This window comes from Nostoc sp. UIC 10890, assembly GCF_054786515.1.
Window position 1 is genome coordinate 6,737,314 of record NZ_JBSGKF010000001.1, and the last position, 20,363, is coordinate 6,757,676.

Genomic DNA, 20,363 nt, shown 5'->3' on the forward strand with positions numbered 1-20,363 from the left:
CATTTTCCCCAACGAGCGAGGATGGGATTACTATCTTTGTGAGCCTGAATTCTTAAGAATCAGGAATGAACGCAATTTGCACCATATAGACGAGGAGCGTGGCTTTGTAAGTTAGAAATCCCAAAAAAATGGGTAGAATCTGTAGCTCACGCCATTGAGTTGCTACGATCATGACTCCCATAAATAGAGCAAAACGAGTTTTGCTCAGACTGGTTTTCTCACTACCAAGCTGCTCAACATCTCTAGCCAACATTTTTAAGTAAACCACACCTGTACACGCCCCAATTAAATAATTTAGGGCAATGTTTAAGGAATAAAAAATCCACACAGAGATAAAAATAACCCCCGTCAAGACAAGCGTGATTACCAACAATCGCTGGAAGAGTTGATAGAACTCTTGCATGGAGTTACCCGATTCTGTGTCTTCAGAACCGGTTTTAGCATCTTGTTGCGTTGTCGGAGTGGGCGCAATTGATTCGTCAGACAAGCTCACGGGACTTGAAACCAGTACAGTTAAATATGATGACTGCACATTCAGTCAGCTGAATCATATCACGATGCGGTAACAATACTTTAGGAAAAAACAATTAACTTCTTGTCAACATCAGAGAGTAAGTGCCGACGGACTAAAGCTTAGAGCACTTTTACCAAGTCCGCCGACGTGGACGTGGTGAAAATAAGGGTTTATATAGCCCATTAGTAAATTGAGGGCAGGCAATATGCCCACCCCACAAGAGTTTTGGGTTGAATCTATCTCTCGATTAAATTATCTTGGCAGTCCGTAGACCGAACAGCAAACCTACAGATAAGCCAAAGAATAAACCCAAGAAGACGACATAAGATACAATTGCAAACATTTATTTCGCTCCAGAATACTTCCTAAATCTATTGAATCATTAGTTGTTGGGCATTGGGAATGGGGCATTGGGCATGGTGGTAGAGGGGAAATACTTACTACAACTTTTCCCCTGCTTCCTTGTTTCTTAACCAATCCCTAATTCCCAATGCCCTATGCCCATTTCCGAGATTGCGATACAATACAGCCCACGAGCGCTTGTTTGGGGTTGGGCAATGACTTCTGTAATTAATGTAAATTTACCAGAGCAGTCTTATGAGATTGCGATCGCTTCTCTTCTCCTGCCGGAAACGCTGCGCGAACGAGACGCTACGCGAACGTCGAGCTACGCTAACGCACCTTCGAGTTTAGATCAACTAGGTCAACAGATGGCCAGTCTCAAGCTAGGCAAGAAGGTACTGCTGGTTTCTAATCCGACGATTTTTAAACATTTTGGCGAAAGAGCGATCGCATCTCTAACATCTGCCGGATTTGAAGTTGCTAGCTGCACTTTACCACCTGGTGAACGCTACAAAACCCTCAATTCTATCCAAAAACTCTACGATATCGCCTTGGAAAACCGCCTAGAACGTTCTTCTACTATGGTGGCTTTAGGCGGAGGTGTAATTGGTGATATGACTGGCTTTGCAGCTGCAACTTGGTTGCGCGGTATTAATGTTGTCCAAGTACCTACTTCTCTATTGGCGATGGTGGATTCGGCAATTGGTGGCAAAACTGGCGTGAATCATCCCCACGGTAAAAACTTAATTGGGGCATTCCACCAACCGCGTTTAGTTTTGATTGACCCAGATGTGTTAAAAACTTTACCTATGCGTGAGTTTCGGGCGGGAATGGCAGAAGTTATTAAGTACGGTGTGATTTGGGATGCCGAATTGTTTGCCCAGTTGGAAGCAAGTAAACGTCTCGACCAACTCCGCTATGTAAAACCTGAACTGATACACACCATATTAACGCGTTCTTGTCAAGCTAAAGCTGATGTTGTTAGCAAAGATGAGAAAGAAGGCGGATTACGGGCGATTCTCAACTATGGACATACCATCGGTCATGCAGTGGAAAGTTTGACTGGTTATCGTCTAGTAAATCATGGTGAAGCGGTAGCCATTGGTATGGTAGCAGCTGGTCAAATTGCTGTGGATTTAGGACTGTGGCAAAAAGAAGACACAGAACGTCAAAATGCTTTAATTCAAAAAACGGGTTTACCAACTCAATTACCAACTGGGGTAGATATTGAAGCAATTATTGAGGCGTTGCAATTAGATAAGAAAGTCCAAGCCGGGAAAGTGCGGTTTGTTTTACCAACAGAGATTGGTGTAGTAACAGTTACCGATGAAGTCCCATCGGATATTATTCGGCAAGTATTGCGAGGAATGTAAACAATTTGAAGAAGAATTCAGGAGTCAGAATTTAGGAGTCAGAATAAAAGTTAGTTGCTCTGTCCTTCAATTACGAATTAATGAGCCATGATACTCCAAGCCAAAAATCAATTAACTTTGCAAGAGTTCTTGAATCTTCCACCAGGCGAGGGAGATATCACCTACGAACTTGTTGATGGTCAAGTAATTCCTAAAATGTCACCAAAAAAATTCCACTCTAAACTTACCCGCGCCCTTCTCAATTTAATTGAGCAATGCTGTGAGGGGAAAGGAGAAGTTTGCCCAGAATTAGCTATCGCATTAACTCGTCGAGGACGAGATTGGATGCCAATACCTGATATTTTATATATTTCTAATGAACGTTTACCCCTTGATTGGGAGCAAGAAGGAATATGTTCTGTTCCTCCTGATTTGGTGATTGAGATTATTTCCCCAGGGCAAACCTTTGGACAAATGGCGGCTAAAGCCAAAGACTATTTGGATGCTAAGGTGCTGCGGGTATGGGTATTAGATAGTAAAGCTAGAAGCATTACTGTTTTTTATCCAGATGCAGCACCACAAACTTATATGGGAGAAGAACTACTCACAGATTCTTTATTTGAAGGACTGCAATTTACTATTGAGCAGGTGTTTCAAAAGGCGAAAATCCCATTAGCTACTGAATAGTACATTTTTTACATCCAGCACAATTCTCTTGCTCTTAACATCCATCAAAAATTTCAAGATTAATTCATCCATTTGTAGGAGGTAATTAGCAACCCAATAAGTGTACTTTGCTTATAATCAGACCAAAATAAAATGGTTTGAATCAGCATTCACACAACTGATGTATCAATCATGTTAAACCTAATATTTGCCGGATGTATAAAAATAAAACCCTTGGTGGTTTCAACAGCTTTTTTCTTGGCTGTACAGACTCCTGCCAATGCTGAACAAGCCCTTCCTCGTTTGACTCCAACACAAGCTCAAAATTTATCTCGTGACTTGGTTCCACATAACTCTCAAGACTTTTTTAGGCAAGGAAAAGATTCAATTGAGAGAGAAATTCAAATTCTTAGGCAAAGACAACTGCGCTCAATTAAACCTATTCTTAAGATTGATTCAGTACCTCAGATAAAAAGACCAGATACTCAGCAAAAACCCTAAAATCTTATCTAAAGTAAAAATCATCATCTTTACTATGACACTTTAGATATCTACTTTTTGTCATTAATTCTTGAGCCATAGCACCTAAAATACACCCACAGATATCACAATCACTATGCTCTGCTTCCACATAACAGAGTTTTTTGTTTTCAATAAACTTTGCAACACAAATTTACAATCTTAATCGTCTAGCAAACTCATCAATGCCTGAACCTCAATGTCTTGAGGCTCTGACAATTGGTGTTGTAACTCTAATAATTCATCCTGTAATGCTTCTACCACATAGAGCATATTAGATTCTTGTGCAATTTTTAGCTGATTTTCTTTAATTTTGATTTGTTTAAGCAAGTTGTTTTCAAGATGAATTGAATTGTAATGTTGAGTAATCATAGTTTTACATTTATTATCAATCTATGGAATGAAATTAAATTTACCACCTGTGTATTATTCCACAGTTTTCTCACTTTTTAAATATCTCGTGATTTAATCTTTATTACTCGTTCGGAACCTAACGCACTGAAGTAGTCTTAATGGTAAGTTACATTTTGATCACATTTTACGTACAAGGAATGTGTGTTATTAAATATACGCTACTCAGTAAAACTCAGTTGCGGGGGTTTCCCAATGTAGGTGACTGGTGAATCTGATACTCAGAAGGGAGTATAGTTTATATAGTTAGTCCTTTGCTGAAATTTTAGTTTGATACTAAAGGAATTAAAAAATGTCTACTGATACTCACATAGTTGCTTACGTTGAAGAAAGTGAATTTGATGTTGTTTTAAATGGAAGTGAAGAGAAAGTTGTTGTTGTTGATTTTACTGCTACTTGGTGTGGCCCCTGTCGCCTAATCAGTCCGTTAATGGATCAACTTGCCGAGGAATACAAAGGTCGCGCTAAAGTTGTGAAAGTAGATGTTGACAGCAACAAGCCGATTTTCAAAAAATTCGGTCTTCGCAGCATTCCAGCAGTTTTAATTTTCAAAGATGGCATTTTAGCAGAAACTATTGTGGGAGTTTCTCCTTATGAGCAGTTTAGCGAGGCTGTTCAGAAACTTCTTGAGGTTGTTTAAACTGAATTCGTAATTCTTAATTAACAGTGACGTTTTAGGTGGAGTTCAAATTACCCGAAGTTCCGAACGTCGGCTTCCGAGCATCGGACTTCTCACCAATTGAAGCAAAATTATAAATTTTTAACCCAATACGGTTCAGTTAAGGTTACTGGTGTAGATAATTTGTTTTTGAAGACGCGATGAATCGCCGTCTCTACAAGTTTTTTGTTGCTCATTCTGAACTGTATGGATTTTTAACCTTTTCTTTTTCGCCTTGCAATACGCTTGGGTTTATGAACTAAACCCAAGCGTATTGCAGTTTATGGTTTTTGACGCTAACCCAAGCGTATTGACTTATAGTGTGCTTGAAGTAAACCACTTGGATATTGTTTTGAGTGAATCAACTCCAATTTTTCTTCAGGGGTAGGTGGTGGGAAAAGTTGTATGCCGCCACCTAAGATAGTTGGAATAATTGAAATAATATATTCGTCAATTAAATTGTGTTGAAGAAACGAATTGATTAATGCTCCGCCACCAACTAGCCAGATGTTTTCTAAGCCTTGAGCCTCTATATTTGCTAACGCCTGTTGTACTGTGTCAGAAACAAATACAACGTCTTCGCGGTCAGATTTGAGATGGCGCTGAGTGAAAACGAAGGATTTTTTTTCTGGATAAGGCCATTTATCAAAACCAAGCCCTACTTCATAGGTTTTGCTGCCTAATACGATCGCATCAATCGATTCGTAGAAATCAGTGTAACCATAGTCTTCCCCTTCTATATCAAGGATTGATAGCCAATCAATTCCGCCATCGCTGCGAGCAATGTAGCCATCCAAACTAGCTGCAATGTAGAGTGTAACTTTCGTCATTTTGCTTCTGAATTTGGTAGTTTTTACCCAATTACTTACGTTTTTTGATTGTGCGATTTAAACCGACCTGCAATAAATTCTCGCTTAGATAAATGCTTTGTATTGCGTTTGGTAACTCGCTCTCGCCACATCTTGAAACTAGATTCCTTCATTTCACGCCTCATTAGGGCGATTACCTGTTTCTCCAGAAGCCCAAACTGAGCCTCAATGGCATCAAAAGATGTTCTATCTTCCCATGCCATTTCAATGATGCGATTGATAGTTTCCGAATCGAGGTTAGGTAGCTTCATTCCTTGGCTGGCAATTAATAAATTTGAGCTATATATATTTTACTTTTCGTTTTGAAGAACCATTGTGTCTGCTGCACCTAGTTGAAGGGCATAGAGGTTGGCATAAACACCCTGCTGATTGACAAGTTCAGTGTGAGTACCTTGCTCTACAATTTGTCCCTGCTGAATTACTAATACCTGATCTGCCTGAGTAACTGTACTGAGACGATGGGCAATTACAAAACTGGTACGACCTTGGAGCAAGCGGGCGATCGCACTTTGTACTAGCGCTTCAGTACGTGTGTCAATGCTGCTGGTGGCTTCATCAAGAATCAGAATTCGCGGGTTAATTAACACCGCACGAGCAATACTGATTAGTTGTCGCTGTCCCTGACTCAGGGGCGCTCCCCGTTCACCCAATTGAGTTGTATAGCCTTGTGGCAATGAGGTAATGAACTCATGCACATTTGCCAGTTGTGCAGCCGCTTCGATATCCGCTTGGGTGGCGTAAGGAGCGCCAAAGGCAATGTTTTCAGCAACAGTACCACTAAACAGAATATTGTCTTGCAGGACGATGCCGATTTGACGCCGCAGACTTGCTTGAGTAACACTACGCACATCAATATTATCAATTTTCACTGCACCGCCAGATACATCATAAAAGCGCAAAATCAAGTTAATGATTGTACTTTTTCCCGAACCGGTTGGCCCGACTAACGCAACCATCTGCCCTGGATAGGCGTGCAAATTCACTCCTTTGAGAACCAGTTGATCTGGGTTGTAGCCAAACTTGACATTCTCAAATGTCACCTCACCTTGAATAGGCGGCATTTCTGTCGCATCGGGTGCGTCTTTGAGTTCTGACGGCTCATCTAGTAATAAAAAGATTCGCTCTAATCCGGCAAAGGCAGATTGAGCTTGGGTGTAAAACTGGCTGAGAATTTGGATAGGGCGGAAGAACTGCTGGACGTAAAGTAAAAAGGATGTCACTACACCCACTGTTGCTGCTTCTGTAACTGCGAGATAGCCACCATAAGCCAGCACACCTGCGGTTGCTAGTGTGTTGAGAAAATCGATGGAGGGCAAAAAGGCTGAAGTAATTGCCACAGCCTCGACGTTGGCATCACGATTGGCGGCGTTGAGAACATCAAATTCTGCGATGTTCGTCTGTACACGATTAAATGCCTGCGCTTCTCGCACGCTGCCAATATCTTCTTCTAACTTGGCGGAAAGTTCCCCAATGGTTTGTCGAGTAATGCGAAATCTGGCTCTCGCCCAACGTGCAAATAAGCTTGTGGTAAAAATCATCAGTGGCACAACCAGGTTGCTCAACAAACCCAGTTGCAGGTTGATTGAGAGCATCGCAATGATTATACCGATCAAACTGAAAGTGTTGCCTAGCATTTGGGCGATCGTCAGTCCAAATGCCTGATTCACGGTATTGACATCATTCAGCAGACGGCTCATTAAATCGCCCGCTTCACTGCGATCAAAAAAGCTAAGTGGCAAACTTTGAATTTTAATGAAAATATCTTGCCTCAGTTGAGCCAGCAATCGCTGCATAATCCAACCGACTCGAATGATTTGACCCCGGATTGCTAATACACCAAGTCCGTAGTTTAGTCCAAGTAGCCCTAATAACAGCAGCAGTCCTTGCAAATTACCTTGTGCAATTAGACGATCAATCGACCAGCCGAGGAAAAATGGCCCAATTGCCTGGGTCATAGCACCAATCAATACTAAAGTCAGGGCTATGGGAATTTCTTTGCGATAGAGTAGCACGTATTGCAAAAAGCGCCGCAGGGTAGAGAGTTGCTGACTCGCGTTTTCCTCAGATGCAACAACGGGAATAGTGCCTCTCATAAAAATTTTGGATTTTAGATTTGGGATTTGGGATTAAAAGTCTTTATTAAGTTAAGTCGGTGCGATTAAAGCTAACTATTGGGGGCTGTCATTTGTCATTTGTCATTTGTCATTTGTCATTTGTCATTTGTCATTTGTCATTTGACATTTGACATTTGTCATTTGTCATTTGTCATTTGTCATTGGTTATTGATAAGGGTTTTAAGTCTATTTACCTTTGACAACATAACTTGGTTTATTTCTACCGACTTATTTAGAAGAGTGTGAGCAAAATTAATTATGCTAATTGAGGATTATTTTTCTCCTTTGGTTTTACTTGAGATTCTAAAATCACCCCGTAGAGTGGGCTGGTTTGCATCAATTCTTCGTGAGTGCCTTGTGCTACCAATCGTCCTTTGTCTATCAGAAAAATGCGATCGGCATTCTTGACGGTGCTAATGCGTTGAGCTACTACAAAAGTTGTACAAGCTTTCTGGCGCATTAAGCCATCTAGTTCGGCTTGAATCTGGGCAGCAGTTTTGGCATCCACTGCTGAGGTACTATCGTCTAAAATCAGAATGCTGTAATCAGTTAGTAAGGTACGAGCGATCGCAATTCTTTGTTTTTGTCCACCAGATAAGCCCACGCCCCGTTCTCCCACAATCGTCTCGTAGCCATCGGGTAAACCACTAATAAAATCGTGCATTTGTGCGGTTTTGGCAACTTCAATTACCTCTTCTAAGGTTGCATCGGGTTTGGCGTAGGCAATATTTTCGCGGATTGTGCCAGAGAAGAGGGTGGTTTCCTGAAATACAATACCAATACGCGATCGCAGACTTTTGAGCGTAAAATCTTTTACATCTCGTCCGTCAATGCGAACTGCTCCCCCTGTGACATCATAAAAGCGGGCTAGCAAGTTCATAATTGTGCTTTTCCCGGAACCAGTCATCCCTAAAACGGCGATTAGCTCTTTGGGCTTGGTTTCAAAGGAAACTTCTTTGAGAGTTTCGGTTGTTGCTCCTGGATAGCGAAAGGAAACATTTTCAAAGGTGATTCTACCAACGCAGGTGTCAAATGGGACAGCGCCGGGGCGATCGCGAATTTCTACCTCTGCATCTACAACTTCATAGACTCGTTCGGCGGAAGCCGCTGATTGAGCGATCGCAGGTGCAGCAAATCCAATTAACAAAATTGGTTGGAGAATCAACGCTAGGTATGAATTAAACGCCACCAGTTCGCCAATGGAAAATCTATTCCCAATTACCTGCGCTCCCCCGTAGCCAAAAACTGCCAGTGTTACTAAATTACTCAGTAAAAAGATCACGGGGAAGGTATCACGGATGGCACTAATGGTTTTCATGTTTGCCTTGACTAGGCCATCATTCAGTGTTGTGTAACGCGACCTTTCAGTTGATTCCCGCACAAAGGCTTTCACTACCCGAATTCCGAGTAAGTTCTCTTGCAATACAGCATTGAGGTTACTCAGTTGCTCTTGTACCTGCCGAAAAAGTTTGTTATTTCGGTTGATGAATCGCGCCATTAACCATCCGGCTAGGGGTACTACCGTCAGGGTAATCAGCGCTAATTGCCAGTTCATCACCAGCAAAACTACCGAAATAGTCACCAATGTCACAATTGAACCGATGACCTGAATTAAGCTAGTGCCAACGAAGGTACGGATCTGCTCAATGTCGCTGGTAACACGGGTTAGCAGTTGGGAAGTCTGCGCCTGGTCATGATAACTGAAACTGAGATTTTGAATCTTGCTGAAAATTTTGTTTCGCAGGTCATAAGCTACACCCTGAGACACTGCTTCTGCTAAATAGCTTTGTCCAAAGTTAAATACACCACGAGCGATCGCGGCGAGTACCATCCAGGCGGCGCTGTATAGCACAATTTGAAGGTTTTGTTTGATGATGCCCTGATCAATTCCCCACCGAAATAGTTGTGGAGTAACTGCGTTTGCGATCGTCAACAGCAACAGGCTAACCAATGCTCCTAGCGAAGTCCATCGGTAAGTGCTTAAACTCTTAAGCACGCGCTGGATTGACTGTATCGACGAAGTTTCCTGGAGTTCTGGTTGCTGAACCACTGGAATTCACCCCTGTATCTTTGGAGAATTATCTCGTATTTTGATTGTAAAAAACCACATTGACCAGTTGAGAGTGGGGAATGTGGGATCTATTTCAATACTTGTCGGTTAAGGGGAAGGGGAAGGGGAAGGGGGAAAGGGGAAAGGGGAAAGGGGAAAGGGAAATTAAAAACCTTTAACCCTTACCCTTTAACCCTTACCCAAAACCAAACTTTGGGTTCAAAATGCTTAACCGAGTAGTATTGGAATCTATTTGTAATGGAAATTCCAAATTTTGGGACAACGGTATGGGAAAATACCTCTTTGGCAAGCATTGCGGCTAATTTTAAATACCTAAGAAAACCAAAGAACAAGAATAATGGCTCAAAATTTTCATAGCAATTCCCCACTTCCCTCGGATATCTCAACTGCTATCAGCCGCACAGCCGAGCCAAGTTACGAATTCTACTCTCTTTTTTCTGAAGAAGAAGTTTTAGGGATAATTGATGCATTAGAAATTAGGCGAGAAATACCTCTAAAGTATTCTTATAAAGGTAGAGGCGCACAAATCTGGAATGAGTTTTATCTCAAATATCTTATTCCTACATGGTATCGAACATCAAATGTAGAAATTGAACTTTTAAAGAATAACTTTAAATACTTGAATGACAATATTCAAAATGGTAAAAAAGTCAATATTGTAGATGTAGGTGCAGGAAATTCATATCCGGTTAAAAAATTTATTCAAAGACTTAATAAATTAGCAAAAATCAATAAATATATCGCATTGGATATTAGCGATGAATTGCTTAATTTATCTAGAAAAAATTTCAAAAAATGGTTTCCTTTCGTCGATTTTATCAGTTCCACAATTGACATCGAAAATAGTTGCGTACCCAAAACTTTATTCCAAAATAAAGCTAACCTTGAAATTGATGACACAGCAAAAATATTTTTTCACTTAGGGGTTACTATTGGTAATCATCAAAATAGAGACAAGGTATTCAAAAACTTTAGAGATAGCATGGGGGAGAACGATTTTCTAGTATTCACTAATGAAATTGGCTCTAACTCTAGATGGGATGGAAACGTGAGAGGTGGTTGCAAGTATCATGTAGAAGAAATTTATGGATGGGTTAAAAACAAGATTGGGATTAAATCTGAAGATTGTGAATTAGTGAGGAAGTATGATTTAAAAACAGATAGTATAATCGCTAATATAAAACTACATCATGATTACACAATAAATTTTAATCAGATGGGGATAGATAAAAAGATTGAAATCTCAGAAGGTGAAGAAATTACTATTTGGCGACATCATAAGCATGAAATGCCTACACTTTTACAAGAACTAGAACGTTCTGGATTACAACTTCTTCAATATAGTACTAACAAATACAAATCACATATTATGGTAATTTGTAAGGTTGCTAGTAACTAACCTTTTCAATTATATTTTGCGCTGTTCAGATACCCAAGTTATCAAATAAGTTGGGTATCTAACTTTTCATGAATAATTTAGGAATGCTATAGGACTCATATTTGATTTTTGAACAAAACTCAGTACACCTTTATTCCTTCTTCCCAGTCCCCAGTCCCTTACCTCTACGAGTGATTCAGAAATCAAAGACGCTCATTCACGTAGCGTGTCGTAGACAAGACTCGCTACCGCTTCGCTATCCGATTGCTATATGGGTATTATTATGGCAGTAGGATTTTGGATAAATTAAATGTACATTAAACGCGGTCTAGGCTGAGGAACTGGACGCCCTAAATCCTTAGCCGTTTCTATCCATTCCTGCATAACTAATTCTACATTATGCAGAGCTTCTTGATAAGTATCACCATCAGCAGCACAGCCTGATAATTCTGGTACTTCAGCAATAAAGGCTTGATCTAATTCACTCCAGTAGAGAATGATTTCATAGCGAAACATCATTTTTACTTCCTAGTTTATACTTGAGAATTACTGCCCGAACTTGTTTAATTTGATAGCTTTTGGCTTTACCTCTTTTATGTTGCAGGTTCAATATTTCCTCAACATCGGCTTTGATAAAAATACGATGATCGCCACGAATCCGTTCATCAAAGCCTAGTGTATATAAAAGTTGCCACAGTTGGGCAAAAGGGATGTCTGTATCAGAAGTCCCAGAGAGAATTTTGTCTAAGAGTTTGTCTTGCTGACTCACGTTTTTCTGACTGCTTTAATGTTTCTATAGTCTCATATTTATTTAAAATCGGAGCATACAAAAGCAAATGACTATTGTGGAGACACGTCATTTTGCTTGACATTGATCGCTTGTTTATAAAATAGAGAAATGCGATCGCGTTGCAAATGCAACAGAAGATAGTAAATGGCAAACACTGGTATCAAACCCAACCGTTAACTGTTATACCCAAATTTATAAGTAATATAGGTAACTACAGAGGTCAAATTGTTAAGATTGCTCATATCATAATGCTGAGGTATAAATCCATCTCAGTTAGTCTTGGTATTGAGTAAGAAATATTACATAAATATGAAAAACCACATTCTAGGTGTAGCTGCATTTTTAACCACGATTAGTTTGACAACCAGCGTACAAGCAGCAAATTCTGAACATATTAGACAGTTGTTGGCAACTAAACAATGTCAAAACTGTGATTTGACTAGCGCAGGTTTAGTGATGGCTGACTTATCTGGAGCGAATTTGAGTGGTGCTAATCTCACAGGTGCAAACTTGAGCCGTGCAAACTTGAGCGGTGCAGATTTGCGGGGTGCAAACTTGAGTGGCGCTAGTTTATTTGGTGTTAACTTGAGCGAAGCTAAATTTAGTGGGGCAAATTTGACGGGTGCTGATTTGAGAAATACCTATCTAGCAAATGTAGAACTGACTGGTGCTTACCTAAATGGTGCTAACTTCCAAGGTGCAGTTGGTATACCATCACAAATTGCTTCACCAGAAGAATTTTATGCTTGGGGTGTAGCAGAAGCACAAAAAGGCAACCAACAGCAAGCAATTAGTTATTTTAATCAAGCGATCGCTATTAAACCAGAATATGCGGGTGCTTATTTAGCTCGTGGTGTCGCCCGTTACCAAATACTAGATAGACAAGGTGCATTTCAAGACGCCCAAGTTGCTGAAAAATTGTTTACATCCCAAAACAACAATCCTGGAACGCTAACAGCCCAAGCTTTTATTAAAGAACTGCAAACACCCGTCAATGAAAAGGTAAGCGCTGGTAAACCCAGTTTTGTTGACTTTTTGGGAAGTCTTGGCTCAGTCTTGCTCCAGTTCTTCCCTTTTTAAGTACTTTTTTTTAAGGGGGAGAGTTAAAACAATTCGCAATTCGCAATTCGCAATTACCTTTTGCGTTAGTGAGTCCGCGTTCGCTTTTAGCGTCTCGTAGAGAGCGTCCGGGGATTTAGACCCCGACCCAAAACGGGCTGCCTGTCTTGCTGGGGACTTAAACCCCCAAAGTTCGTTAAAAGAACAGAGGGATAATATACAGATGACAAATGACAAATAACAAATGACTTTATCTAAGGAATTATGGGCAGCAAATCAAGACTTAGCCCAAGCTTGCCTAGAGCATCCTTTCGTTCAAGGTATTGGCGATGGTACTCTTGAGCAAGTGAAATTTGCTTACTACGTAGGGCAAGATGCTTTTTTTTTAGAAGCTTTTGCCCGTGCGTACAGTATTGCCGCAGCTAAAGCACCAGACTGGTTAGGCTTCACTACATTTCATAACTTAGCTAGCGGTGTTTTAGAAGAACTGCGGTTGCATAGTGGCTATGCTTCCCAGTGGGGAGTCAATTTGCATTCTGTAGAACCACAATCTGCTACCCGCCGCTATACTGATTTTTTATTAGCAACTGCTTGGGGTGGAGATGTGGGCTTAACTGCTGCGGCGATGTCTCCCTGTATGCGTTTGTATGCCTTTTTGGGAGAAAAGTTGGCTTGTAATGGCATTCCTAATCATCAATATGCAGACTGGATTCGCACTTACAGCAGCGCAGACTTTCAACCACTAACACAACAATTAGAAAATTTAGTTGACAATTATGCCACTACCAATCCTGTTGTATATTCAACCTATCGTTATGCTATGTTTTGTGAGCATGACTTTTTTCAGGCTGCGTGGATTGCGAAATAAATTCAACGTATGTAAATAATGCCCCCTAATACCGTTTCCTTGTGAAGCTGCATATATTCACCCCCCGGCTATCGCCGTCCCCCCTTGCCAAGGGGGGACTACAGGGGGGTATTATGATGTGCATCTTCATACAGAATTGGTATAACTCTTGACCATTAACTAATGACTGAAGTAGATATTCTTATCCTATCAAATGGCCCAGGTGAGGTAACAACCTGGGTGCGTCCAGTAGTAAAGGCATTGCGGCAAGAACTAGGGGATGATCCTTCTGTAGTGAGGATTTCTGTGGTATTGTCACCTTGCTCAAATGCCAGTGGAAAAGAAGCTGCGATCGCTCTTTCTTACCCAGAAGTCGATAGAGTACAAAGAGCAGAGCATTTTTGGCAATTTTTGCTTTGGGGCAAAACATTTGAAAATTGGGACTGGAGAAGTCGCGGTGTAGTTGTTTTCCTCGGTGGCGATCAAATTTTTCCCGTACTCATAGGTAAAAAACTCGGATATCGCACAGTGGTTTACGCCGAATGGGAAGCCAGGTGGCATAACTGGATTGATCGCTTTGGTGTGATGAAACCCAAAGTTTCAGCCAAAGTCCCAGCAAAATATGCCCACAAATTCACTGTCGTCGGAGATTTGATGCTAGAAGCTAGTAGTCAAGAGTCATTAGTCATTAGTAATTTGTCCTTAGCAAACGACAAAGGACAAATGACTAATAATATAGACACGTCAGCTACTTCCCACAAGGAAGGACAAGAGATTGAATTGATTGGTTTACTCCCTGGATCAAAAGCAGCAAAATTATCCCAAGGAGTGCCATTAACTCTAAGCATTGCCGAATACATTTATGCAAAAAGACCGCAAACCAGATTTGTGATTCCTGTAGCCCCAACTCTGGATTTACAAACTTTAGCTAGTTTTGCCGATCTCAAAAATAACTCTATTGCTGAAATCTTTGGCTTTGGCGGTGCTTCCTTAATTGTCCCAGAGGACGGTAAAGGTAAGGCATTGCTTAAAACAACAACGGGCTTAACTGTGGAACTGTGGCAAGAAAACCCTGCATATCACTTATTGTCGCAGTGCTGCATCTGCTTAACTACGGTGGGGGCAAACACTGCCGAACTTGGTGCTTTAGCAATACCAATGATTGTTTTGCTGCCAACGCAGCAACTTGACGCCATGCGTTCTTGGGATGGTTTACCTGGGTTGTTGGCAAATCTGCCAGGTGTAGGTACGCCTTTTGCCAACGTAATTAATTGGCTATTCCTAAGATTTGTGAGACGCAAAGGTTTATTAGCATGGCCAAATATCTGGGCACAGGAAGAGATAGTTCCAGAACTTATGGGTAAAGTTCAACCGCAAGAAATTGGGGAAATGGTTTTAGATTTATTAGCCCATCCAGAAAAATTGGATGATATCCGCGCTAAACTCCGTAATATTCGCGGTGAAAGCGGTGCAGCCCAGAAGATAGCACAGATTGTTGGTGAGGAAATTGCGTAACAATTAAAGACCCAATACTTGTCGGTTAAGGGGAAAAGGGTAAGGGGAAAGAGGAAAGAAAAAACCTTTAACCTTTACCCTTTAACCTTTTCCCCAAACCCAATTCCGAGTTCAAAATGCTTTACCCAAGCAGTATTGATTAAAGACCAACAGATTCTAAATCATCTGGCACCGTTGAGTCATTAAGGGCATTGCGGAAGTATTCTCCTGCCAATCCAGTTGCTGAAAAAATTGGTGTACCAGCCTGGAGGTCAAAAATATAAGCAGTATACTTTGTTGAACGACGAGGATTTGAAGATTGAAAGCCGCCAGAAGTAGAACCGCTAAGCTAATCAGCATTTAAGCTGCAACATAGCTGAAATTACCTTTATGTTTTATATTCCGATGCCACCTAATCACTAACTCGCCTTGATTCAACAGCTTATCTAGCAGTGATTTTAATTCATCTACTGATTTAAATAACCGATGAGCAATATATTCTTTACATGAATGCCAGACTAACTCGATAATGTTGTAATCAGGGCTGTAAGCGGGCAAGAACTCTAGAACAAAATTTGGGAATTCTTCAGATATTTTAGCTAGAACATCTTTGCGTTTATGAAAACTAGCATTATCTAAAATTAAAATAATCTTTGGCCCATATTTCGCAAAATCCTCACCAAGGTTTCCTTTGCTTACCCATTCTTGCTTAATTAATTCATTTAATTGTTGTAATTGCTCATAAAAAATATCTGCGTTCCCTTTTTTAACAAAAAAGCATACTCGTTTTCGGTCTAGTTCTCTGATTGCCCCCATTACATTTACTCGACCACAACGCCGTTGACCTGGAACATTCTTGCGTTTTCCTTTTTTACCCCAACCCTTGCGACGAATCACGCGTAAACTAAAACCGCTCTCGTCCCAAAACCATACCTGTAAACGCTCTGGTTGCTCTCGCGCTATTGATAAATATTGAGTAAGTTTCTCTTTAAACTTCGCTCTTTCAATAGGATTTTGTTTATCTTCTAGGTCATATTTAGCCCAGATATAACTATACTTTTTTCTCTTTAATATCCTCCTAACCTGAGAGCTACTTAAATCAATTCCTGTTTCTTTTGTTAAATATGTGGCTAATCTTTCTGCCGTCCATCTGCCGAAGTCGTAGCCTAAATCTGATGGTTCTTGGTCAACAGTTTTTAATAACAGTTCAATATATTCAGGAGTCGCTTTTCGATAATGTTCATACTCTCTTTTATTATGTAGAGTTTCTAGCTCATCTGGATCACCATGCATACACCAATATGCCACTGTTCTGTGCGAACAGCCTAAAAATTTAGCAATTTCATGTTGCGGTTTCCCATCATTCTGTAGCAGAATAATTAAAATTCTTTCCCTGACGTGTGGTTTGTCGCTCTCTTTTAGAGCTTGCTGTAAGGAGCTAACTTGTTCTGGCGTTAAAAAGTTCTTGGCTGGGGGCGGCATCGTCGCTTTTAAACGGCTTCATCTTCTTATTATGCAACTTAAGTGACGATTAGCTTAATGTCAAAGTTTCCTTTGACTACTACTAACATCAATGGCGGTTCTTTACCCATAAAATCAAACTCACCAAAACCAGTAGAAGGAATTTCAGCAGCTTTGATTGGACGGGCAAATATTGCTTCAGGTATGCCGCTGAGTATCTTAAATCGGCAAGAGTGGGCAAGAGTATAGTTTACAGCAGCTTGCTTAATTTCCTTTTCCGAAGCTGAAGTTAGCGGACGCTTTTGAAATATGCTCAACCGATTAACTTCTTCTGGAAAGATTTTGTTGAAGATTTCGGGCGGAAGGATGCTGAGTTGATTTTGAAGTGAGCAACGATCTGACAAAGCATTTGACAAAGCAGAGATAGATAGTACTGTACAAATACTTGCTGACACTAATGCCAAGCTCATTGAAAGTTTTTTCATAATTTTATTTTTAATCCGAAGATTCTCCATCCCTGCGCCCAAGTTCATAAATGCCAGCGCCCATACAAGCTAATATACCTGTACTAATTCCCCAACTCTCACCTAAACTAATTTCCAGACCCCAGTTACATAAAGCACCAACTACTAAAAAAGGCACGATACTGAACAGAGAAGCGTAGAAAGCATTTTGAGATTCTCTGGCTTTACGAGTCTTTTCAAATTCTGATTGACTAGTATAAAGCGATCGCTCGGCAAAGTTAAACCAGCGGTTGAGTTGCTCGATTACCCATTCATTAACTGGGGAAAAACCTAGATATAGCGCCAATGACCACAAACTCGCTCCTGCGATCGCGATCGTGTCTAACTCAAAACGGAAAGGTAAAATTTCAGTCAGCATTGCTTGGGGGAGTCCTGCAAAGGGTTAACTTTAGCTGTCAGTAGATGCCAAATAAACCTCTTGTGCAATTTTAAGCATAAAGGTTAACAAGATTTCAACTACTTAACAACTTCCCGCTTTTTAGCTTGAAGCAAACCTAATTTACGGATTGCTGGGTAAATTATCGGGGTCGATACCAAGAGAACGTAAATGCTGTGCAAACTTTTCTGCTTTTTCTTCTGCCGTTAAATACCGATTTCCTTGTTCGTCATACCAAGATAGAAATTCCTGACCAATTCCACCAATAACACCTTGATGTCGTCCAATTCCTAAACCAACCTCTGGCATCCAATAGGGTTCGCCAATTTGTAATTGATAATTTTTATCTACCAATTTGTAAATTTCAAATGGTTGGTGTTGATCGCGTTGCCAATATTCGGGGTTGTAAATAATGTAGTAAAGTACGCCAAGTTTCCGATAAATTTCTAACTTTTCGTCGTATTCACTTCCTGGGGAATGGGATACCATCTCCAATGCTAGTATCGGTACTACCTCATTTTCTTCCCAGACAGCGTAACTTCTACGCGATTTACCACCTTTTTTGCGATCGACTCCCAAACTCAGAAACCCATCTGGAACTATGGGGACTCTCGCATTAGCCCCTGTCGTGTGGTAGATTGCCATGTCTACGCCAAAGAACCAATCGGTGCGCGTTGCCCAAATCGAGGTTAATAGAAAAAGTAGAATGTTGGGCAGAAAATTTTGATCCTCGTTATCCACAGGTATATCGTCCGAGCAAGCTAGTTCGTCAGTGCTTGGAAGCCCAAGGACTTTAAGGTTTTCTGAGAGCATGACTATTACCGTGGTGGCTTCGGTTTCTTTGATTATAGGTAAATTCAACTTGCCGAGGGCGTAGGGAAGGAACGCATTCTAATAGCGTTATCCACTCCAGCTAAAAACAACTTGCAGGCAATTCTTTTGCTTATGCGTTATGCAAGTTGTTTTTTACTGCTGTGAAGTATGCCAGGAACCGGACTTGAACCGGTGACACGAGGATTTTCAGTCCTCTGCTCTACCAACTGAGCTATCCCGGCTGGGGCTTTTGTGAGCCACGATTAATCAATGTAGCAAACATCAAAGAATATAGCAAGGCCTTAGAAAAAAATATTTAGGCGGCTTTCAATTTCAACTTAAACCAGATGAAAACGGCTACAAATAGTAGAAACTGGACAAGAACAATACTTGGGCCAGAAGCAAGGTTGAAAATACCTGACACCATGATGCCAGCAATGCTGCTGATGGAACCAACAATCACCGACATGATTAGAAAGTACCTAAAGTGGTGACTCATCAGTTTGGCCGTGGAAGCGGGAATAACCAAAAAGGCGTTTACCAGTAAAACGCCAACAGCTTTAATCGCTACAGCAACGGCGAGTGAAAGCAAGACCACAAAAGCATAGCGGTACAATTGAACGGGAACGCCTTGAACCTGCGCTACATCGGGGTTAAGGGTCAATAAAATTTGCTGTCGCAGGGTTGACAGTAAAAATATGCTACCTCCCACAAGTACTAGCAGAGTCAAAATCAAATCTGTGGTATCGATCGCTAAAATATCCCCAAACAACACAGCCATCAAGTTGCCACGATACCCTTTAATTAGACTCGTGAGAATTAAACCGATCGCTAATGCTCCAGATAACACTATGCTAAGTACGCTATCGCTTGCTAAGTCGCTTTTGTCGATGAAGTAGAGGACAATAACACCAAAAACTAAGGTGAAGGGTAACAGCATCCAAGTAGGATTTACCTGTAGCAGCACACCTAACGCTACACCTACCAATGCTGCATGACCAACCGCGTGGCTGAAAAAGGATAACTGGCGTAAGGTGACAAAACTACCCAACATCCCGCCAAGTATGCCCATCAACGCAGCACCTACGATCGCACGCTGTATCGAAGCAAGTTGTAATAACTCTAGCAAATCATTACTACTGGCGATCGCTAGTCTTGCTATCTGACAATCATTGAAAAAATAATCCATACTTATTCTGTGAGTTGAATTACGAATTACGAACTACGAATTACGAATTATTTTAATGTTGGTGCTGATAGCGGCTGAAACCAGGGCCGTAGGTTGCTAACAGGTTTTGCGGTGAAAGGGCAATTTCTGGTTTACCAGTACAAACAATGCTTTGGTTCAGACAAAGCACGCGATCGCAATGGCGATTTACCATATCAATATCGTGGGAAACTTGCAATACTGTCCAACCTTCCTCTCGCTTTAATTCATTTAGCAAAGCGTAAAAATCTGCTGCACCTTGCACATCAACACCAGCAAAGGCTTCATCTAGTACCAACAGTTTCCGAGGCATTACCAAGCAATAAGCCAATAAAACCCGCTTGAGTTGACCACCGCTAAGAGTACCAATAGCTTGATGCTGTAAATGATAAGCATCAGTTCGCCGTAAAGCTTCTGTTACTGCTGCTGATTTTTCTCGGTCTTGTCTCCACAGCTTGGAAAAAAATAAATCCCCTTTTTTTCGTTCCTTAGTCCATCCCAATCCCACTAATTCGCTAACAGAAATGGGAAAACTACGGTCAAAGATGAAATTTTGCGGCATATAGCCCAACAAGTGGCGTAAACGCCCCAGTCTTGCAATTGGGCGACCTAATATTTCAATCGTACCAGCACTTCGAGGTATCAAATCTAAAACCGCTTTTACCAGGGTACTTTTACCAGCACCATTGGGGCCAACTATGGCTGTATCTGTTCCTGGCAATAATTCAAAGGAAACATCTCGAACAGCTAGATAGCTGCCTTGATAGACAGTTAATCCTTCTACTTTCAAAATAGCAATGTCATTTGTCATTTGTCATTTGTCATTGGTCATTTGTCATTGGTCATTTGTCATTGGTCATTGGTCATTTGTCATTGGTCATTTGCAAAGGACAAGGGA

At 41.0% G+C, this 20,363-nt stretch carries 23 protein-coding genes and 1 tRNA gene; 8 read left to right on the forward strand and 16 right to left on the reverse strand.

Annotated features, from left to right (window positions below; all coding sequences use genetic code 11):
- Nucleotides 1-52: 52 nt before the first annotated feature.
- Both ACWATR_RS27810 and petL read right to left on the reverse strand, forming a co-directional pair.
- Nucleotides 53-493, reverse strand: coding sequence for an ATP synthase subunit I (locus ACWATR_RS27810; RefSeq protein ID WP_292781172.1), 441 nt, complete (start codon nucleotides 491-493; stop codon nucleotides 53-55).
- A gap of 268 nt (nucleotides 494-761) precedes the next feature.
- Nucleotides 762-857, reverse strand: a complete 96-nt coding sequence (gene petL, locus ACWATR_RS27815) for a cytochrome b6-f complex subunit PetL (protein WP_084227316.1) — start codon at nucleotides 855-857, stop codon at nucleotides 762-764.
- A 214-nt stretch (nucleotides 858-1,071) separates the two neighbouring features.
- On the opposite strand from petL, the gene aroB reads away from it, so the two are divergent.
- The 3 genes from aroB to ACWATR_RS27830 all read left to right on the forward strand — a co-directional run bounded on the left by aroB (nucleotide 1,072) and on the right by ACWATR_RS27830 (nucleotide 3,375).
- Entirely contained in the window at nucleotides 1,072-2,229 is a 1,158-nt protein-coding gene (gene aroB / locus ACWATR_RS27820) for a 3-dehydroquinate synthase (protein WP_460340713.1), read from the forward strand.
- An 87-nt stretch (nucleotides 2,230-2,316) separates the two neighbouring features.
- A complete protein-coding gene (locus ACWATR_RS27825) occupies nucleotides 2,317-2,895 on the forward strand; it encodes a Uma2 family endonuclease (RefSeq protein WP_460339323.1) in 579 nt (192 codons plus the stop codon).
- 171 nt (nucleotides 2,896-3,066) lie between these two features.
- Nucleotides 3,067-3,375, forward strand: coding sequence for a hypothetical protein (locus ACWATR_RS27830; RefSeq protein ID WP_460339325.1), 309 nt, complete (start codon nucleotides 3,067-3,069; stop codon nucleotides 3,373-3,375).
- 180 nt (nucleotides 3,376-3,555) lie between these two features.
- Here the strand turns inward: ACWATR_RS27830 and ACWATR_RS27835 are convergent, their stop codons facing one another.
- The gene (locus ACWATR_RS27835) at nucleotides 3,556-3,765 is read right to left on the reverse strand and encodes a hypothetical protein (protein ID WP_460339327.1); all 210 of its coding nucleotides are present in this window, start codon (nucleotides 3,763-3,765) and stop codon (nucleotides 3,556-3,558) included.
- Nucleotides 3,766-4,096: 331 nt separating this feature from the next.
- Here ACWATR_RS27835 and trxA point away from each other — a divergent pair, with 331 nt between their 5' ends.
- Nucleotides 4,097-4,444: a thioredoxin gene (gene trxA / locus ACWATR_RS27840; RefSeq protein ID WP_069073275.1), complete on the forward strand. Its 348-nt coding sequence runs from the start codon at nucleotides 4,097-4,099 to the stop codon at nucleotides 4,442-4,444.
- A gap of 314 nt (nucleotides 4,445-4,758) precedes the next feature.
- Here the strand turns inward: trxA and ACWATR_RS27845 are convergent, their stop codons facing one another.
- From ACWATR_RS27845 to ACWATR_RS27860, 4 genes are all read right to left on the reverse strand, one after another.
- Entirely contained in the window at nucleotides 4,759-5,292 is a 534-nt protein-coding gene (locus ACWATR_RS27845) for a dihydrofolate reductase family protein (protein WP_460339329.1), read from the reverse strand.
- Between the two features lie 35 nt (nucleotides 5,293-5,327).
- Nucleotides 5,328-5,582, reverse strand: coding sequence for a TIGR03643 family protein (locus ACWATR_RS27850; protein WP_181929320.1), 255 nt, complete (start codon nucleotides 5,580-5,582; stop codon nucleotides 5,328-5,330).
- 39 nt (nucleotides 5,583-5,621) lie between these two features.
- Nucleotides 5,622-7,424, reverse strand: a complete 1,803-nt coding sequence (locus ACWATR_RS27855) for an ABC transporter ATP-binding protein (protein ID WP_460339332.1) — start codon at nucleotides 7,422-7,424, stop codon at nucleotides 5,622-5,624.
- Nucleotides 7,425-7,701: 277 nt separating this feature from the next.
- A complete protein-coding gene (locus tag ACWATR_RS27860; protein WP_460339334.1) occupies nucleotides 7,702-9,495 on the reverse strand; it encodes an ABC transporter ATP-binding protein in 1,794 nt (597 codons plus the stop codon).
- Nucleotides 9,496-9,853: 358 nt separating this feature from the next.
- On the opposite strand from ACWATR_RS27860, the gene ACWATR_RS27865 reads away from it, so the two are divergent.
- Nucleotides 9,854-10,915: an L-histidine N(alpha)-methyltransferase gene (locus ACWATR_RS27865; RefSeq protein WP_460339336.1), complete on the forward strand. Its 1,062-nt coding sequence runs from the start codon at nucleotides 9,854-9,856 to the stop codon at nucleotides 10,913-10,915.
- A 285-nt stretch (nucleotides 10,916-11,200) separates the two neighbouring features.
- On the opposite strand, the gene ACWATR_RS27870 is transcribed toward ACWATR_RS27865, so the two are convergent.
- Nucleotides 11,201-11,413 (reverse strand): type II toxin-antitoxin system HicB family antitoxin, encoded by a 213-nt coding sequence (locus ACWATR_RS27870; RefSeq protein WP_323199987.1) that lies wholly within the window; start codon nucleotides 11,411-11,413, stop codon nucleotides 11,201-11,203.
- Complete coding sequence (locus ACWATR_RS27875; protein ID WP_069073268.1) at nucleotides 11,397-11,663, reverse strand: toxin HicA; 267 nt, start codon at nucleotides 11,661-11,663, stop codon at nucleotides 11,397-11,399. The genes ACWATR_RS27870 and ACWATR_RS27875 overlap by 17 nt, the downstream gene beginning before the upstream one ends.
- Nucleotides 11,664-11,993: 330 nt before the next feature.
- On the opposite strand from ACWATR_RS27875, the gene ACWATR_RS27880 reads away from it, so the two are divergent.
- From ACWATR_RS27880 to ACWATR_RS27890, 3 genes are all read left to right on the forward strand, one after another.
- Complete coding sequence (locus ACWATR_RS27880) at nucleotides 11,994-12,764, forward strand: pentapeptide repeat-containing protein (protein WP_460339339.1); 771 nt, start codon at nucleotides 11,994-11,996, stop codon at nucleotides 12,762-12,764.
- A 223-nt stretch (nucleotides 12,765-12,987) separates the two neighbouring features.
- Entirely contained in the window at nucleotides 12,988-13,611 is a 624-nt protein-coding gene (locus tag ACWATR_RS27885; RefSeq protein ID WP_460339341.1) for a TenA family protein, read from the forward strand.
- A 162-nt stretch (nucleotides 13,612-13,773) separates the two neighbouring features.
- Complete coding sequence (locus tag ACWATR_RS27890) at nucleotides 13,774-15,105, forward strand: glycosyltransferase family protein (RefSeq protein WP_460339343.1); 1,332 nt, start codon at nucleotides 13,774-13,776, stop codon at nucleotides 15,103-15,105.
- A 339-nt stretch (nucleotides 15,106-15,444) separates the two neighbouring features.
- On the opposite strand, the gene ACWATR_RS27895 is transcribed toward ACWATR_RS27890, so the two are convergent.
- From ACWATR_RS27895 to ACWATR_RS27925, 7 genes are all read right to left on the reverse strand, one after another.
- Nucleotides 15,445-16,566: an IS630 family transposase gene (locus ACWATR_RS27895; RefSeq protein ID WP_460329681.1), complete on the reverse strand. Its 1,122-nt coding sequence runs from the start codon at nucleotides 16,564-16,566 to the stop codon at nucleotides 15,445-15,447.
- Nucleotides 16,567-16,604: 38 nt separating this feature from the next.
- Nucleotides 16,605-17,030: a hypothetical protein gene (locus ACWATR_RS27900; RefSeq protein WP_460339345.1), complete on the reverse strand. Its 426-nt coding sequence runs from the start codon at nucleotides 17,028-17,030 to the stop codon at nucleotides 16,605-16,607.
- A gap of 10 nt (nucleotides 17,031-17,040) precedes the next feature.
- Nucleotides 17,041-17,427 (reverse strand): hypothetical protein, encoded by a 387-nt coding sequence (locus tag ACWATR_RS27905; protein ID WP_069073262.1) that lies wholly within the window; start codon nucleotides 17,425-17,427, stop codon nucleotides 17,041-17,043.
- 141 nt (nucleotides 17,428-17,568) lie between these two features.
- On the reverse strand, nucleotides 17,569-18,258 hold the full coding sequence (locus tag ACWATR_RS27910) for a Uma2 family endonuclease (protein WP_460340716.1): 690 nt from the start codon (nucleotides 18,256-18,258) through the stop codon (nucleotides 17,569-17,571).
- A gap of 169 nt (nucleotides 18,259-18,427) precedes the next feature.
- Nucleotides 18,428-18,500 (reverse strand) — tRNA-Phe (locus ACWATR_RS27915).
- A gap of 74 nt (nucleotides 18,501-18,574) precedes the next feature.
- Nucleotides 18,575-19,447 carry a metal ABC transporter permease gene (locus ACWATR_RS27920; RefSeq protein WP_460339348.1) on the reverse strand — a complete coding sequence of 291 codons (873 nt, stop codon included), beginning with the start codon at nucleotides 19,445-19,447 and terminating at the stop codon, nucleotides 18,575-18,577.
- Between the two features lie 52 nt (nucleotides 19,448-19,499).
- Entirely contained in the window at nucleotides 19,500-20,276 is a 777-nt protein-coding gene (locus tag ACWATR_RS27925) for a metal ABC transporter ATP-binding protein (RefSeq protein ID WP_460339350.1), read from the reverse strand.
- Between the last annotated feature and the right edge of the window lie 87 nt (nucleotides 20,277-20,363).